At 64.7% G+C, this 15055-nt stretch carries 15 protein-coding genes; 12 read left to right on the top strand and 3 right to left on the bottom strand.

Annotated elements, in window-relative coordinates; translation table 11 throughout:
• Positions 1–19 precede the first annotated feature (19 nt).
• From G6N73_RS37970 to G6N73_RS15675, 4 genes are all read left to right on the top strand, one after another.
• Positions 20–622, top strand: coding sequence for a Bug family tripartite tricarboxylate transporter substrate binding protein (locus G6N73_RS37970; RefSeq protein ID WP_165029146.1), 603 nt, complete (start codon positions 20–22; stop codon positions 620–622).
• The gene (locus tag G6N73_RS37965; RefSeq protein ID WP_165029144.1) at positions 619–963 is read left to right on the top strand and encodes a tripartite tricarboxylate transporter substrate-binding protein; all 345 of its coding nucleotides are present in this window, start codon (positions 619–621) and stop codon (positions 961–963) included. The genes G6N73_RS37970 and G6N73_RS37965 overlap by 4 nt, the downstream gene beginning before the upstream one ends.
• A gap of 61 nt (positions 964–1024) precedes the next feature.
• Complete coding sequence (locus G6N73_RS15680) at positions 1025–1516, top strand: tripartite tricarboxylate transporter TctB family protein (RefSeq protein ID WP_165029142.1); 492 nt, start codon at positions 1025–1027, stop codon at positions 1514–1516.
• A gap of 3 nt (positions 1517–1519) precedes the next feature.
• Complete coding sequence (locus G6N73_RS15675) at positions 1520–3007, top strand: tripartite tricarboxylate transporter permease (protein WP_165029140.1); 1488 nt, start codon at positions 1520–1522, stop codon at positions 3005–3007.
• 45 nt (positions 3008–3052) lie between these two features.
• Here G6N73_RS15675 and G6N73_RS15670 read toward each other — a convergent pair whose 3' ends face one another.
• Positions 3053–4120, bottom strand: a complete 1068-nt coding sequence (locus tag G6N73_RS15670) for a LacI family DNA-binding transcriptional regulator (protein ID WP_165029138.1) — start codon at positions 4118–4120, stop codon at positions 3053–3055.
• A 164-nt stretch (positions 4121–4284) separates the two neighbouring features.
• Between G6N73_RS15670 and G6N73_RS15665 the strand changes: the two genes are divergently transcribed.
• The 8 genes from G6N73_RS15665 to G6N73_RS15630 all read left to right on the top strand — a co-directional run bounded on the left by G6N73_RS15665 (position 4285) and on the right by G6N73_RS15630 (position 12879).
• Positions 4285–5298: a TRAP transporter substrate-binding protein gene (locus tag G6N73_RS15665; protein ID WP_206078876.1), complete on the top strand. Its 1014-nt coding sequence runs from the start codon at positions 4285–4287 to the stop codon at positions 5296–5298.
• Positions 5299–5325: 27 nt separating this feature from the next.
• Entirely contained in the window at positions 5326–5847 is a 522-nt protein-coding gene (locus G6N73_RS15660) for a TRAP transporter small permease (RefSeq protein WP_165029134.1), read from the top strand.
• Positions 5844–7121 (top strand): TRAP transporter large permease, encoded by a 1278-nt coding sequence (locus G6N73_RS15655; RefSeq protein WP_165029132.1) that lies wholly within the window; start codon positions 5844–5846, stop codon positions 7119–7121. Before G6N73_RS15660 ends, G6N73_RS15655 begins: the two co-directional genes overlap by 4 nt.
• 8 nt (positions 7122–7129) lie before the next feature.
• On the top strand, positions 7130–7669 hold the full coding sequence (locus G6N73_RS15650) for a VOC family protein (protein WP_165029131.1): 540 nt from the start codon (positions 7130–7132) through the stop codon (positions 7667–7669).
• A gap of 7 nt (positions 7670–7676) precedes the next feature.
• Entirely contained in the window at positions 7677–8951 is a 1275-nt protein-coding gene (locus G6N73_RS15645) for a RuBisCO large subunit C-terminal-like domain-containing protein (RefSeq protein ID WP_165029129.1), read from the top strand.
• 1 nt (position 8952) lies between these two features.
• A complete protein-coding gene (locus G6N73_RS15640) occupies positions 8953–10248 on the top strand; it encodes a four-carbon acid sugar kinase family protein (RefSeq protein WP_165029127.1) in 1296 nt (431 codons plus the stop codon).
• A gap of 138 nt (positions 10249–10386) precedes the next feature.
• The gene (locus tag G6N73_RS15635) at positions 10387–11295 is read left to right on the top strand and encodes a dihydrodipicolinate synthase family protein (protein ID WP_165029125.1); all 909 of its coding nucleotides are present in this window, start codon (positions 10387–10389) and stop codon (positions 11293–11295) included.
• Between the two features lie 204 nt (positions 11296–11499).
• Entirely contained in the window at positions 11500–12879 is a 1380-nt protein-coding gene (locus G6N73_RS15630; protein ID WP_165029123.1) for a UDP-glucose dehydrogenase family protein, read from the top strand.
• A 5-nt stretch (positions 12880–12884) separates the two neighbouring features.
• Here the strand turns inward: G6N73_RS15630 and G6N73_RS15625 are convergent, their stop codons facing one another.
• Both G6N73_RS15625 and G6N73_RS15620 read right to left on the bottom strand, forming a co-directional pair.
• Positions 12885–14060 (bottom strand): ABC transporter permease, encoded by a 1176-nt coding sequence (locus G6N73_RS15625; protein WP_165029121.1) that lies wholly within the window; start codon positions 14058–14060, stop codon positions 12885–12887.
• Entirely contained in the window at positions 14057–15055 is a 999-nt protein-coding gene (locus G6N73_RS15620; protein WP_165029119.1) for an ABC transporter permease subunit, read from the bottom strand. The genes G6N73_RS15625 and G6N73_RS15620 overlap by 4 nt, the downstream gene beginning before the upstream one ends.

Raw genomic sequence — 15055 nt, 5'->3', positions numbered from 1 at the left:
GCAACTGTAATGCTAGATCATGAAACATATGCTTACCGCGGCTGCTTTTGCCATTGCCGGCCTTTTATCGACCGGCATGGCCTTCGCGCAGGTCGACTATCCCGCAGATTCCGTACGGATCATGGTGCCCGCCGCACCGGGCGGCTCGACCGATGTCGACGCGCGCATCTTCGGAGACTACTTCCAGAAGCATTCCGGCTCCAGCGTCGCCATCGTCAACCAGCCCGCGGGCGGAGGTGTCGTGGCGGCGCAGACAGTGGCCACATCGCCCGCCGACGGGAGTGTGCTCTACATCTGGCATGCGGCGGTCCACACCACCAACCTCTCGGGCCAGTCGCCCTTCGCCTATACGGACCTCACACCGCTTGCCACTGTCGCCGAATATAACGACGTCTACGCCGTGCGCGCCGACGCACCTTATTCGACGCTGCCCGAACTCGCAGACCATGCGCGCAAGAACCCGGACAGTGTGACGATCGGTTCGCAATTCGGCGGCACCACGCAGGTCAAGGGCGACGCCATCAACGCGCTTTCCGATGGCGCCATGCGCGTGGTCGACGCTGGCGGCGAATCCGATCGCATATCGCGCTTCTGGGCAAGCAGGTGGACGTCATCTCCATGAGCGTGGCGAACGCCAAGCAATATGTCGAGGATGGGCAGATCAAGGTGCTGGCGGTGATCAACGAGCGCACCGATCCTTTCGCCCCCGATTTTCCAACGGCCAAGTCGCAGGGCGTCGACATCTCATTTCCGCTCGTCTTCACCGTCTATGGCCCGCCCGCCATGGACGAGGCGGTGGTTTCGGCTTTCGAGAAGGTGCTGGCGGCCATGAAGGCGGACCCGGAATTCTCGGCTGCGCTGGAAAAGGGCGCGCAGGTTCCAGCGGTGCGCGGTCCGGCCGAAACCGCCGGGTTCCTGGCAAAGGAGCTCGAATTCGTCAAATCGCTGATGGGCGGCGAATAGAAGCCGCGCAATTCTCGGGGCGGCCTGTGGGGCGCCCCGTCCACACGGGGAGGAACCTGTGATGAAGGCAGACAGGATACTGGGCGCGGGCTTCGTTCTGCTCGGGCTCGCCATGATATGGCTGATGTATCGGCTTGCCGCCCCAAGTCTGGGGCAGGGCGATCCCGGTCCTGCCGTGCTGCCTGCCGCGCTCGGCATCCTCTTCGTGTTGCTGGGTGGCGTCCTGGCGATCCGGCGTGTCGCCCCGCCAACGCCAGCGGTGAAGGCGGGAGCCGGCGAGAACGCCGACACCGCAACGCTAGTCCCTGCCGAACCGGCGCTTTTCAGCATCATCCACCTTGTCAATCTCTGCGCCTATGTGGCGCTCTTCGAGAAGGCGGGCTTCAGCCTCTCCACCTTTGTCTTCCTGTCCATCGCCATCTTCCTGTTCGGCCCTCGCACGGCCCGGAGTGCGATCGTCGCCATCATCGCCGCGGCAGTCGTCACTTTCGTGATCGGCACGGGCTTGCGCGTCCTGGTCGGCGTTCCCCTCCCTGGCGTTTTTCTGGGTTAGTTCATGCTCGAGCTCTTCTTCGTCAATTTGGGCCAGCTCCTCTCGCTCGACACGCTGGCGATAATGCTTGGCGGGCTTCTGGTGGGCCTCTTCTTCGGTGCGTTGCCGGGGCTCAGCGCCACGATGGCGGTGGCGTTGCTGCTGCCCGTCACCTTCGCCATGCAGCCAGACATGGCCATCGCCATGCTGGTCGCGACCTATATCGGCGGCATCACCGGCGGCCTCGTGTCGGCGACGCTGCTGCGCATCCCCGGCACGCCGTCTTCGATCGCAACCACCTTCGACGCCTATCCGCTCGCCCGCAGCGGTGAGGCCACCAAGGCGCTGGCCACAGGAATGATCGCCAGCGCCGTCGGCGGACTGATGAGCCTTGTCGTGCTGGTCGCCTTCGCGCCGGCGCTGACGCGCCTGGCCATCCGCTTCGGCGCCCATGAATTCACCGCGCTTACCATCGCCGCCTTGATGCTCGTCGTGGTTCTGGCTCACGCCAACGTGGTCAAGGGGCTGCTCTCCGCGATACTGGGTCTCGCCATCGCCACCGTGGGCTTCGCGCCGATCGGAGGTGCGCAGCGCTTCACCTTCGGCTCCATCGATCTCATGGGCGGCATCGGCATCGTGCCTTTCATGGTCGGGCTCTTTGCCATTTCGGAGATGATCCGCCAGACGGTCGAGCCGTCGCTGCGCATCAAGCCGAATTTCGACATTCGCGGCAGCGGCGTGCGTCTGGCCGAATTCGTCGGCAATGGTTGGAACATGCTGCGTTCGGGCCTGATCGGCATCGCCATAGGCATCCTGCCCGGCATCGGCGGATCGGCCTCCAATCTCGTCGCCTATGGCGCCGCCCGCCAGGCCTCCAAGACGCCGGAACGCTTCGGCAAGGGCGCGGTGGAGGGCATCTACGCATCCGAGACCGCCAACAACGCCAGTGTCGGCGGAGCGCTCCTGCCTCTGATCACGCTCGGCATCCCGGGCGATGGCGTGACGGCTATCCTCATCGGCGGCTTCACCATCCATGGCCTGCAGCCGGGGCCGCTCCTGTTTCGCAACGAGCCGGACCTTATCGGCATGATCTATGCCGCCTTCTTCCTCGCCACTATCCTGCTGCTGGTGATCCAGCTCGCCACGATCAAGCTCTTTCCTCGCGTGCTGCTCGTGCCGCGCCGCTTCCTTCTGCCGGTGTTGGTCGTGCTGATGATCGTCGGAACCTACGCGTCGGGCAACCGCCTGTTCGAGGTCTGGCTCATGCTCGGCTTCGGGGTGCTGGGATACGGGACGGAGCGCTACGGCTTTCCACTGGGCCCGATGGTGCTGGGCTTCGTCCTCGGGCCGATCTTCGAGACCAATATGCGCCGCGCCATAATGTATTCCAACGGCGATCTGACCGATTTCGTCAGCCGCCCCATCTCCGCGGGTCTGCTTTTCGCGGCGGTTGCGTTGCTGGCCTACGGAGTCATTTCGCTGGTGCGGCAACGGCGCGTCGTGGCCACCTGATAGATTATTCGTCCTGGTCGGGGTGCAAGTCGTACCTGCTCCACTTCAGAGACTTTGATCTTGATTTCGTCGTGCGTGGATGGTCGGAGCTATTTGCGTTGGCGGAAGGTTCTCGCGCAGGATGAGGTCCATTTTGAACGGCCGATGTCCGGCGCGCTGTCCCGACAGTTCCTCTGGTGTGAGGGAAAATTGCGCCAGCGCCTCGCTGATGATCATGTCCGGGTCCGAATTGATCACCGCATCCATTGTGCCCTCGATCAGCAGGCGCCGGGTGTCGTGCGTCAGCCCGTGGCCGATAAAGACGATCTGGCCCGCTTTGTTCCTCTCGCGCAGGGCGCGTGCGATCCCGTCCGAGGAGCCGCCGACATTGTAGATGCCGACCAGATCCGCGTTCTGCGCAATCAGCGAAAGCGTATGGCGGTAGTTCTCGTTGCGGTCGTCGTGCCCCTCGCGCATCCCGATCACCTTGAGATCTGGGTGGGCCTCCTCGATCAGGCCGAGAAAGCCCATTTCGCGTTCGGCGTGGGCTCTGTAGTTGCGGCTGCCCGCCACCAAGGCGACGCTGCCCTGGTTCGGGCGGCAGAACCGGCCGAGCAGGTGGGCTGCAGTGCGCCCCGCCGCCTGGTTGTCGAGGCCGATATAGGCTTCCCGGCTCGGATGCGGCAGGTCGGACACGATCGTGACGAGGCGCGTGCCGCCAGCGCTGACCTCCTCCGCCGCCTCGCGCACCAGTGGATGGTCGATCGCCATGAACGCTATGCCGTCCGCCCACCGGGCATGGTGACGGATCGCCGCGGCCAGCGCCGCAGCGTCGAAGCTCTCGATGAAGAAGCAGCGCAAGGGCGCGGCATCGCGCGAGCGCGTGTCGGCCACGGCCCGCACCTTCTCGCCGAGCAGTCTGAGGTACGGATTCGTCCCCATGGGCAGCAGGACGGTAATGTTCGGCGGCCGAGGCTTTGACAGCCGCTCGTACTCGCCCTCGCTCATATAGCCCAGATCCAGCGCCGCCTTCAGCACCCGCTCCACCGTGCGCGTCTTCACCCCCTTGCGCCGGTTGAGCACCCGGTCGACCGTGGCGAGCGAAACGCCCGCCGCCTTGGCCACATCCGCCATGGACGGCGCACCGGAATCGGATAACACTTCAAAATACCTCAAAAGTAAACATTTGACCTGAAGCATTGCACTTCCTAGCCTTGTGTCAAGAGGCGCAGCGACAGAGGAGAATAAGAGCGTATCGCTGCCCTTGGTTACGTCAAAACACGTCATGGGAGGATGTGATGAATTCAATCGGGATTACCCGCCGCGGCGCGCTGGCGCTGGGACTTGGCGCTGGCGCCGCCATAATGATGCCACGCCTCGCGCGGGCGCAGTCGGTCACGCTGCGTTATGGCCACAACAACGAACCAGCGAGCGTCGCCGGCGCGCAGGCCTATTGGTTCGCCGAGGCGGTCGGCAAGCATTCGGGCGGCGACCTGGCCGTCCAGGTCTTCCCAGCCTCGCAGCTTGGCAAGCTCCAGGAACTGGCGGAAGCCGTATCGCTCGGCACGATCGCCTTTTCGCACAATACCGCCGGCGGCATCGGTTCGCTCTACGAACCGTTCGCGGCGCTCGACACACCCTACCTCTACCGCGACGTCGATCACCTCATGAAGGTCATGGACATCAACTCGCCGGTAATGCAGGAGCTGAACACCGGCCTGATTGAAGCGGCCAATGTGCGGGTCATCTACGCGCATTATTTCGGCCGCCGGAACCTCACCGCCAACAAGGCGATCTACAAGCCATCCGACCTCGCAGGCGAGAAGATCCGTGCCGTGCCGTTCCCGATCTACACCACCGCCGTCGAGGGCATGGGCGCAGCGGCCGTGCCGGTCGACTGGTCGGAAGTGCCGACCGCGCTGGCCACCGGCGTCGTCGCCGGGCAGGAGAACCCGGTCAACGTGGTCCTGAACGTCAAGCTTTATGAGGTGCAGTCGCACCTTATGCTGACCGGGCACATGTCTAATGCCGAAGTCGTCGTGATGAACGAAGACGCCTGGCAGGGATTGTCGGATGCGCAGAAGGAAGCTGTCGCCGCCGCCTCGCTCGAGATCCGCGATCGCGCTACAAAGGCCATCCAGGAGAATGAGGAAAAGGACACGCAGGCCCTGCGCGACAAGGGTATGACCGTGATCGGCCCGGAGGATGGCTTGGACGTCGCGGCATTCCAGGCGTCTGTGAGCAAGCTGGTCGAAGAGCGCTTCGGCGAGAAGTACGGCGGGCTCTACGAGAAGATCAAGGCGATCGCCTGATCGAGCACGAGGGTGGGGCGGGCTGATATGAGCAGGATCGCGGCCCCCGGCGCGGGCAGCAGGGCATTGGAAAAGGTCGCGCTCGCCTGTCGCACGGTCGCCATCCTGTTCCTTGCGCTGATGAGCGTTCTCATCGTGGCGCAAGTGGTCGGCCGCAACGTCTTCGACCTCGGCATGCCGTGGGCTGACGAACTGGCCCGCATCAGCGGCATTGCACTCGTCTTCCTGTGCGTGCCGCTGCTGGCTTTGCGCGGCCAGCACGTCGCGGTCGACATGGTGCCGATGCTCCTGCCGCCACGTGCAAGGCGTGTATTCCTGTTCGCGGCGGAGGTCATAGTGTTGGCTTTCTGCGTCCTGGCGCTCTACGGGCTGCAGGCGTTTCTCCCTCGGGCCGGCAAGTTTGCGACGCCCGCCATGGGCATATCCAACTGGTTCGTTTACGCCCCCGCGGTCATCGGTTTCGCCCTGCTGGCGCTCGCGACGCTGCTCCGTCTGGCCACGCTCCTGCGTGGCGGAGAGCCGTCGCGTCCGGAAATTTCCGTGCTATGAGCCTGGTTCTCGTCCTTGTTTTCCTGGCGGCGCTGATTGCCGGCGCGCCGATCGCCGTAGCGCTCGGCCTCGCGTCCGGCGTCGCCATCATCGCCTTCGACCTTCCCATTCACGTGCTGGCGCAGCGGGCGGTCAATGCGCTCGATTCCACGCCGCTGCTGGCCGTGCCGCTCTTCATCCTCGCCGCGAGCCTGCTCAACGCGATCGGCGTGACGACGCACATTTTCGATCTCGTCCGGCTCGTGGTCGGCCGCATCCGCGGCGCGGTGGCGCAGGTGTCGATCCTGGTCAGCCTGATCTTCTCCGGCGTGTCGGGCGCGGCTCTTGCCGACATAGGCGCGCTCGGCAAGATCCAGATCGACCAGATGACCGGGCAGGGCTACCGCAAGAGCTTCGCGGCCGGCATCACGATCGCCGCCGCCACCATCGGCCCGATCTTTCCACCTTCCATCCCGATCATCATCTATGCCAGCGTCACCAACGTCTCGGCCGTCCAGCTTCTCGTCGCCGGCATCGTGCCGGCGCTGATCATCACCTTTTTTCTGATGGCGCAGGTCGCGGTCATGGCGCGGCTTTACGACCTGCCGCGCGACACGGTAAGCCCGTCGCTGCGCGCCGTGGCGAAGAAGGCGGTGATCTCCTTCCCCGCGCTGCTTGCGCCGGTGCTCCTGATCGGCGGACTGTTGAGCGGCTATTTCGGCCCGACGGAGGTCGCGGGCGTCACGGTCGCCTACGCGCTGGCGATCGGCTTCGGAATCTACCGCACGCTGACATGGCGGGCGGTCTGGGAGAGCCTGCGCGAGACGGTCGAGGCGACTTCAGGCATCCTCTTCATCGTGTCGACGGCCGCCGTATTCGCCTGGGTGCTGACGCTCGACCAGGTGCCTGCAAGGGCTGGCGCATTTCTGCTCGGCCTCTCCGACAATCCCTTCGTCCTGCTCCTGCTGGTTAACATCCTTCTGCTGATCGTCGGCATGTTCCTGGAATCGATCGCCGCCATCCTGATCATCGCCCCGATCGTCGCGCCCGCTTTGCATGCAGCGGGAGTCGATCCGCTGCAGCTCGGCATCGTCTTCGTGCTCAACCTGATGATCGGCCTGCTGACGCCGCCGGTCGGCATGAGCCTCTACATGGTATCGATCGTCGCAAAGATGCCGGTGCATTCCGTCATTCGCGGCGTGCTGCCTTTCTTCATCCCGCTGATCCTCTCGCTGCTGGTCGTTTCCGCCGTTCCCGCGGTGTCGACCTGGCTGCCCAAACTCATCACGCAATAGGATTTCACATGAGCAGGTTTCTAGGCCCGATCCGTCAGCTCGGCTACGTGGTCGACGACATCGAGGCCGCCATGGCCCACTGGCACGAGGTGATGGGCGTCGGCCCCTGGTTCTACAATCCGAAAGTGCCCATCGAGGATTATCGCTACGAGGACAAGTCCTACGAGGTCCACAATTCGGTCGCGCTGGCCAACAGCGGTCCGCTCCAGGTCGAGCTGATCCAGACGCGCAACGACGCGCCGTCGATGTATCGCGATTTCATGCGCGCCGGCCATCGCGGCCTGCAGCACGTCGCCTACTGGACGCAAACCTATGACGCTGATCTGGCGCGCATGGAAGCTCGGGGTTTTCGCCGCAAGATGAGCGGCAAGGTCGGCGCGAACGGCCGCTTCTGCTATTTCGACCGGGAAGCGCACCCCGGCACGGTGATCGAACTCTCGGAGGTGCTGGGGCCGAAAGGGCGCATGTTCGACATGATCCGAGAGGCGGCGCAGGATTGGAACGGGAAGGACCCTGTACGGCCTTTCCCCGACCTTTCGGCGATCTGAGGCAAAGATGAAGCCCGCAACGATCGAAGCCACCTACCTGATCGAGACGCCGCTTGAACCCGCGGCGGTAGCGGCGATCATGGCGGGAGAACAGAGCAGCGGCACCTTCGTGCGCGTCGCCGGCGAAACCGACGAACTGCGCCGGCGCGCGGCGGCGGAAGTGCTCTCGGTCGAGGAACTGGAGCCGGCAAACGCGCCGAGCCTTTCCAGCGCCTGGTTGGAACGCCAGCGCGCGACGGGACCGTGGCGCAGGGCGCGCGTCCGCGTGGCCTTTCCGGCCGCCAACATCGGCGCGAACCTTCCGACTCTCGCCGCGACGGTAGCCGGCAACCTCTACGACCTCGGCGAGGTCACGGGTCTGAAGCTGCTCAATGTCGATATCCCGCAGGACTACCGCATGCGCTTCGAACTGCCCGCGCTCGGTGTCGCAGGCACGCGCGAGCGGCTGAACGTCCACGGCCGTCCCTTCTTCGGCACGATCATCAAGCCGAATGTCGGCATGTCGGCGGATCAGATCGCCGACCTTGTCGCGCTTCTTTGCGAGGCCGGCGTCGATTTCATCAAAGACGACGAGATCTGCGCCGACCCGGATCACGCGCCGCTTCACCTGCGCGTGCCGGCGGTCATGGCCAAGATACGAGCCTATCGCGACCGCACCGGCCGCGACGTGATGGTGGCCTTCAACGTCACCGACGAGACCGACGCGATGCGCCGCCACGCCGAACTGGTGGAGCGGGAAGAGGGATCTTGCGTGATGGTGAGCCTCAACTGGTGCGGTCTGTCCGGCGTCCAGACGCTGCGCCGCGCAACGCCGCTTGCGCTTCACGGCCATCGCAACGGATATGGCGCCTTTGGCCGGCATCCGGCGCTCGGCATCGGCTTCGACGCTTATCAGGCGCTCTACCGGCTGGCCGGCATCGACCACATGCATGTGCACGGCATCGGCGGAAAATTCTCCGACGCCGCCGAAGAGGTGGAGGCGGCGGCCAGGCGCTGCCTGAAGCCGCTCGCGGCGGATGCGCCCGATGCTTTGGATGCGGTGCTGCCGGTCTTCTCCTCCGGCCAGTGGTCCGGCACATTGCCGCGCACATGCGAGGCGGCCGGCTCGGCCGATTTCATGTTCCTCGCTGGCGGCGGCATCCTGGCCCATCCGGATGGGCCGGCAGCCGGCGTCGCGAGCCTGAGACAGGCCTGGGAAGCGGTCGCCGAGGACCGCGATCTCGCAGCCGCGGCCGCGACACGGCCGGAGCTTGCCGCCGCGCTCTCCTTCTTCGGTCGCTGACATGGCGATCGACTACCTCTTCATCGGAGACGACTTCACCGGCGCGTCCGACACGCTGGCGACGTTGGCCGAGGCCGGACACCGCGTCCGCCTCTTCCTGCATCCGCCAAATCCCGTTGCCGTCTCTGCCGAGCGGCTCGGTGCGGTAGGCCTCGCCACCGACCTGCGCGCCCTGCCGCCCCAACAGATCACGGACCGGATCGACGCGCTGGCAGAGACCGTTGCGGCGCTATCGCCGCGCATCATCCATTACAAGATCTGTTCCACGTTCGATTCGTCGCCGACCGTCGGCAGCATCGGCGCAGCCGTCCTCGCGCTCGAACGCCATCTCGACCCGGCGCTCACGGTCATCGTCGGCGGCCAGCCCAGCCTCGGCCGGTATTGCCTCTTCGGCAATCTGTTCGCACGCGGGCCGGACGGCGGAGTCCACCGCATCGACCGCCACCCGGTGATGAGCCGCCATCCCGTGACGCCGATGGCCGAGGCGGACCTGCGCGTCCATCTCGCCGCCCAGGGGCTGGACGGATTGGCGCTCGAAGCCTGGCCTGTCCTTGGCGACGGGCTTACCGCGCGCCTGTCGGCGCATCTGGCAGCCCCACGCCCGCGCATACTCTTCGACGCCGCAGCGCAGTCCGATGTCAACCGGATCGGCAAAGCCTTGCAGAGCCTCGAGGTCAGCGGTCGTCCATTGCTCGTCGTCGGCGCAAGCAGTGTCGCCGAGGCTTTCATCGCAGGTTCCGCTCATCCGACAACTGATGCTTCGCAGCCCTCGTCCGCTTCGACGATTTCAACCGGCGGCCCGTGCCTCGTGCTCGCGGGCAGCCGCTCGGCGGTGACAGCCGCCCAGGTCGACGCCGCGCGGCTTTTCCATCGCATTCCGATCCGCCGCGCCGACCTTGCTAGCGCCGGCGTACAGGATCTGGCCGCACAGGCGGTATCCCGGCTGGCGCAGGGCAGCAACGTGCTTCTCCATCTCCTCCCCGACGAGGACTACCGCCTGACCGGCGGCGAACTGGCCGACCGTCTCGCCACGCTCGCCGCCGCCGTCTTCGACCGCCATCCGGTCCGCGCGCTCGGCGTCGCCGGCGGCGACACATCGAGCGTCGTCGTCCATCGGCTCGGTTTCGAGAGCCTTGCCTTCCTCCACCGGCTGGATCCCGGCGTGGCCCTATGCGCAAGCCATTCGTCCTTGGCGGCTCGCGATGGGATGGTCCTGCTCCTCAAAGGCGGCCAGGTCGGGCAACCCGACATTTTCAATCGCTTCGCCACGTTCTTCCGGGCTGGCGGTCTCGCTTGAACCAGAACGCCGCTGCCTGGACGCTGTCGGACGGCGCTGAAGCCGCAGCCAGGCCGCGCGAGCATGCCCCAACGCCGCGGTGGTTTTACACCACGGTGAAAACCGCTTAAACGCTGCCATAAATCCCAGGAGTGCCGCATGACCAAGCTTAAGGGCGTGATCGCCGCGGCGGCGACACCGCTCGCCGCCGATCTGTCGATAGATCTCGATCGTCTCGTTAGCCATTGCGGCTGGCTGCTCGGCGAAGGCGGCTGCGACGGCATCAATCTCCTCGGCACGACGGGCGAGGCGACATCGTTCTCGGCCGGGCAGAGGATCGAGGCGATGCGAGCGGTGGCCAATGGCGGGCTGCCGCTCGACCGCTTCATGGTCGGCACCGGCGCTGCGGCGCTGGACGATGCCGTGTGCCTGACGGCAGAGGCCAGGAAGCTCGGTTTTGCCGGGGCGCTGCTCCTGCCGCCCTTCTACTACAAGGGCATCGACGAGGATGGCCTCGTCGCCTATGTCGAGACGCTCGTTCGCCGCGTCGGCGCCGACGGGCTGAACCTCTACCTCTATCATTTCCCGGCCAATTCCGGCGTACCCTATTCTGCCGATGTGGTGGCCCGGTTGCGCGACATGCTGCCCGGCACTTTGGTAGGACTGAAGGACAGTTCCGGCGATCTCGACTATTCAGCCGATCTTGTCAGGCGCTTGCCGGGCTTCGACGTATTCCCGAGCGCGGAAGCCTCACTCGGCCGCGCCGCCGAACTCGGCTTCGCCGGGTGCATTTCGGCCACCGCCAATGTCACCGGCCGGTTTGCCCAGCTTTGCTGGAGCGGCGAGGGGATTGCGAAATCGCAGGGGCTCGCGGCCGCCGTCGAAATCCGCGCCGCGATCGCCAGATTTCCGCTGGTTGCCTCGGTCAAGGCTGCGCTGGGGCTGCTCACCGGCGATTCCGGCTGGAACCGCGTCATGCCGCCGCTCAACAGCCTTTCGTCCAGCCAGGTCGAGGCGTTGCGCGAAAGCCTCCGTTCGACTGGATTGATTTCGTCGGCCGCAGCCTGATTCATCTTCGCTGGAGCGCGCCCGGCAGTTCGACGCCGAAACCCCCGGAACAAGGCCAGTCGGCCGTTTCCGGGCTGAAAATTCGTCGAGCTGATGGCCTTCCACGGCGCCTGGCAGTGGAACGGGCGGGTTAACATTGCGCTCGGCAGCCTGTATTGAAGTCTTGCTGCCCCCGCTGCATCGAACCATTCGAGGGATACCCGTATGAAACTTAGCATCTTCGGGACAGGCTATGTCGGCCTGGTTACGGGAGCCTGCTTCGCCGATGTCGGCCATGAGGTGCTCTGTATCGATGTCGATGCGGGGCGGATCGCGATGCTGAAAGAGGGCAGGGTGCCGATCTTCGAGCCCGGCCTTCGCGAGATGGTCGTGCGCAACGCCGAGGCGGGGCGGCTGAAATTCTCGACCGACGCGCCGGCCGGCGTGCGCTTCGCCGACCTGATCTTCATCGCAGTCGGCACGCCGCCCCAGCACAATGGCTCGGCTGATTTGAGCCACGTTCTAACGGTGGCCGAAACGATCGGCGAGCATATCGACGGCTACAAGATCGTGGTCGGGAAATCGACCGTGCCGGTCGGAACCGCGGACCGGGTCGAGGCGGTGATCGCTGCCGCGATAGCAAGGCGCGGCGCGACGCATGCGTTCGATGTCTGCTCCAACCCCGAATTCCTCAAGGAAGGCAGCGCCATCGAAGACTTCACCAAGCCTGCCCGCATCATCATCGGTTCGGAGAAGGAAGCGGTCCGCAAGAAACTGCAGGAGTGCTACGCGCCTTACAACCGCAACCACGACAAGCTGATCAGCATGGATGTCCGCTCCGCGGAGCTGACCAAATACGCGGCCAACGCCATGCTGGCGACCAAGATCAGCTTCATGAACGAGATGGCCAACATCGCCGAACGGCTGGGCGCCGACATCGAGGAGGTGCGCCAGGGCATCGGCTCCGATCCGCGCATCGGCTATCAGTTCATCTATCCAGGCTGCGGCTATGGCGGTTCATGCTTCCCCAAGGATGTGCGCGCTCTGGCGCACACGGCGGAAGAAGCGGGGTTCAGGGCGGAACTCATGGAGGCGGTGGAGCGCGTCAACAATGCGCAGAAGGGCGTGCTCTTCCGCAAGCTGGAGCAGGCTTTCGACGGCGATCTCAAGGACCGCACCATCGCTCTGTGGGGATTGGCGTTCAAACCCAACACCGACGACATGCGCGACGCGCCGAGTCGGACGCTGATGGAAGCGCTGTGGGAGGCCGGCGCCAGCGTCCGCGCTTTCGATCCGGAAGCGGTGACGGAGGCGCGGCGGCACTATGGCGAGCGTCTCGACCTGTCCCTCGCCTCGGGCCATCTTGAGGCCGCCGCCGGCGCCGATGCGCTTGTGATCTGCACCGAATGGAAGCAGTTCCGGGTGGTCGATTTCGCCTGGCTGAAAGCCAATCTCAAAAGCCCGGTCATCGTCGACGGGCGCAATCTCTATGAACCGGAAGACGTTCGCCGCCACGGCCTGCTCTACTACGCGGTCGGCCGCGGCGATTCCGTGCGCCGCAACGGCGCGATGGCGGAGCCGGAGGCGCGCCGCGAAGTGGCGTAAACGTCCTACCGATACGGATCGGCCGCGTCGCGCAGGCCGTCGCCCAGGAAGTTGAAGGCGAGGATCACCAGGATCACCGGGATCATCGGGTAGAGCAGCCATGGATAGAAGGCGATCACGCTGACGCTGCGCGCTTCCGTCAGCAGGATGCCCCAACTGGTGATCGGCGGCCGGAGCCCCAGGCCGAGGAAGCTGAGCGCGGTTTCACCGAGGATCATGCCCGGTATGGAGATCGTGGCCGTCGCGATGAGGTGCGACATGAAGCCGGGAATGAGGTGTCGTCCGATGATGCGGCTGCTTTTGGCGCCCATCAACTGCGCCGCCAGCACATAATCCTCCTCGCGCAGTGACAAGAGCTTGGAGCGCACCGCCCGGGCGAGGCCGGTCCAGTCGAACAGGCCGAGTATGACGGTGATGCCGAAATAGATCAGGATCGGACTCCACGTCACCGGCATGATCGCCGCCAGCGCCATCCATAGCGGGATGCTCGGGATCGATTGCAGCACCTCGATGATGCGCTGCACGACGAGGTCGAGCACACCGCCATGATAGCCGGCGAGCCCGCCGATCACGATGCCGAGCACGAAGCTGAAAGTGATGCCGATAAGCCCGATCGTCAGCGAGATGCGGGCGCCGTAGATGATGCGCGACAGCACGTCGCGCCCGAGCCTGTCGGTGCCGAGCAGGAACATCTGGCCGCCCTCTGCGGGGCAGACGATATGGAGGTCGCCCTCGAATAGGCCCCAGAATTCGTAGCCGTCGCCACGGCAGAAGAAACGCAGCGGCTGAACGTCGGTTCGGTCGTCGGTATATTCCCGCTTTAGCGTATCCATGTTCAGGTTCATCTGCCGGCCGTAGACGAACGGCCCGACGAACTGCCCCTCATGGAACATGTGGATAGGCTGCGGCGGCGCGTGGATGAAGTCGACATTGCGCGTGTGCAGATTGTAGGGCGCGAGGAATTCGCAGAACACGATCATGACGTAGAGCGTGGCCAGGAAGATGCCGGACGCCAGCGCCAGCCGGTGCCGCTTGAACTTCCACCACATCAGCCGCATTTGCGACGCCTGATAGACGCGCATCTGCTCCTCGGTCATCACCTCCACCGACTGGGGGTCGAAAGGCGCGGTAGAGACGTAGTGCTCGAGCGGAGCGCCGGGCGGGGGAAGCGGTGCGTTCATTTGGTGCTGCCGCCCTGTAGCCTGATGCGCGGATCGAGAAGCGCCAGCGCCAGATCGGAGATCAGGACGCCGATGACGGTGAGGAATGCCAGGAACATCAGGAACGATCCGGCGAGATACATGTCCTGGCTCTGCAGCGCCTTGATCAGCATCGGGCCGGTCGTCTCGAGCGAAAGCACGATCGCGGTGATCTCGGCGCCGGAAATAATGGCCGGCAGGATCGAGCCGATGTCCGACATGAAGAAGTTCAGCGCCATGCGCATCGGATATTTGACCAGCGTCTTGAACGGATGCAGGCCCTTGGCGCGCGCCGTCATCACATACTGCTTCTGAAGCTCGTCGAGCAGGTTGGCGCGCAACCGCCGGATCATTCCGGCCGTGCCCGCGGTGCCGATGATGATGACCGGGATCCAGATATGTTCGAGGATGGATTTGGCCTTGGCCCAGCTCATCGGCTCACCGAGATATTGCTGGTCCATCAGATGCCCGATCGAGGTGCCGAACCAGATATTGGCGAAATACATCAGGATCAGCGCCAGCATGAAATTGGGAATCGCTATGCCAATCAGGCCGAGGAAAGTCAGGCCGTAATCGCCCCAGCTATACTGATGGGTCGCCGAATACATGCCGATCGGGAAGGCTATCACCCAGGTGAAGACGATCGTCACGAACGAGACCAGGACGGTCAGCCACAGCCGGTCGCCGACAACGTCGCTGACCGGCAGCTGATATTCGAACGAATAGCCGAAATCGCCCTGCAGCATGCCCGCGAGCCAGTGGAAGTAGCGGACCACCGGCGGCTTGTCGAAATCATACTCCGCCCGCAGCGCCTCCAGCTTGTCCATGTCGACGCCTTCGCCCATGGCGCGCAATTCGGCGGCATAGCTTTCGAAATAGTCGCCCGGCGGCAATTCGATGATGATGAAGATCAACGCCGATATCAGAAGCAGCGTCGGTATCATTACGGCGATGCGCCAGATGATGTATCGCAGCAC

This window comes from Allomesorhizobium camelthorni, assembly GCF_011045125.1.
Classification (GTDB): domain Bacteria; phylum Pseudomonadota; class Alphaproteobacteria; order Rhizobiales; family Rhizobiaceae; genus Allomesorhizobium; species Allomesorhizobium camelthorni.
Note: the sequence above shows the minus strand (reverse complement) of the source record. Positions and strands in the feature narration are given on the sequence as shown.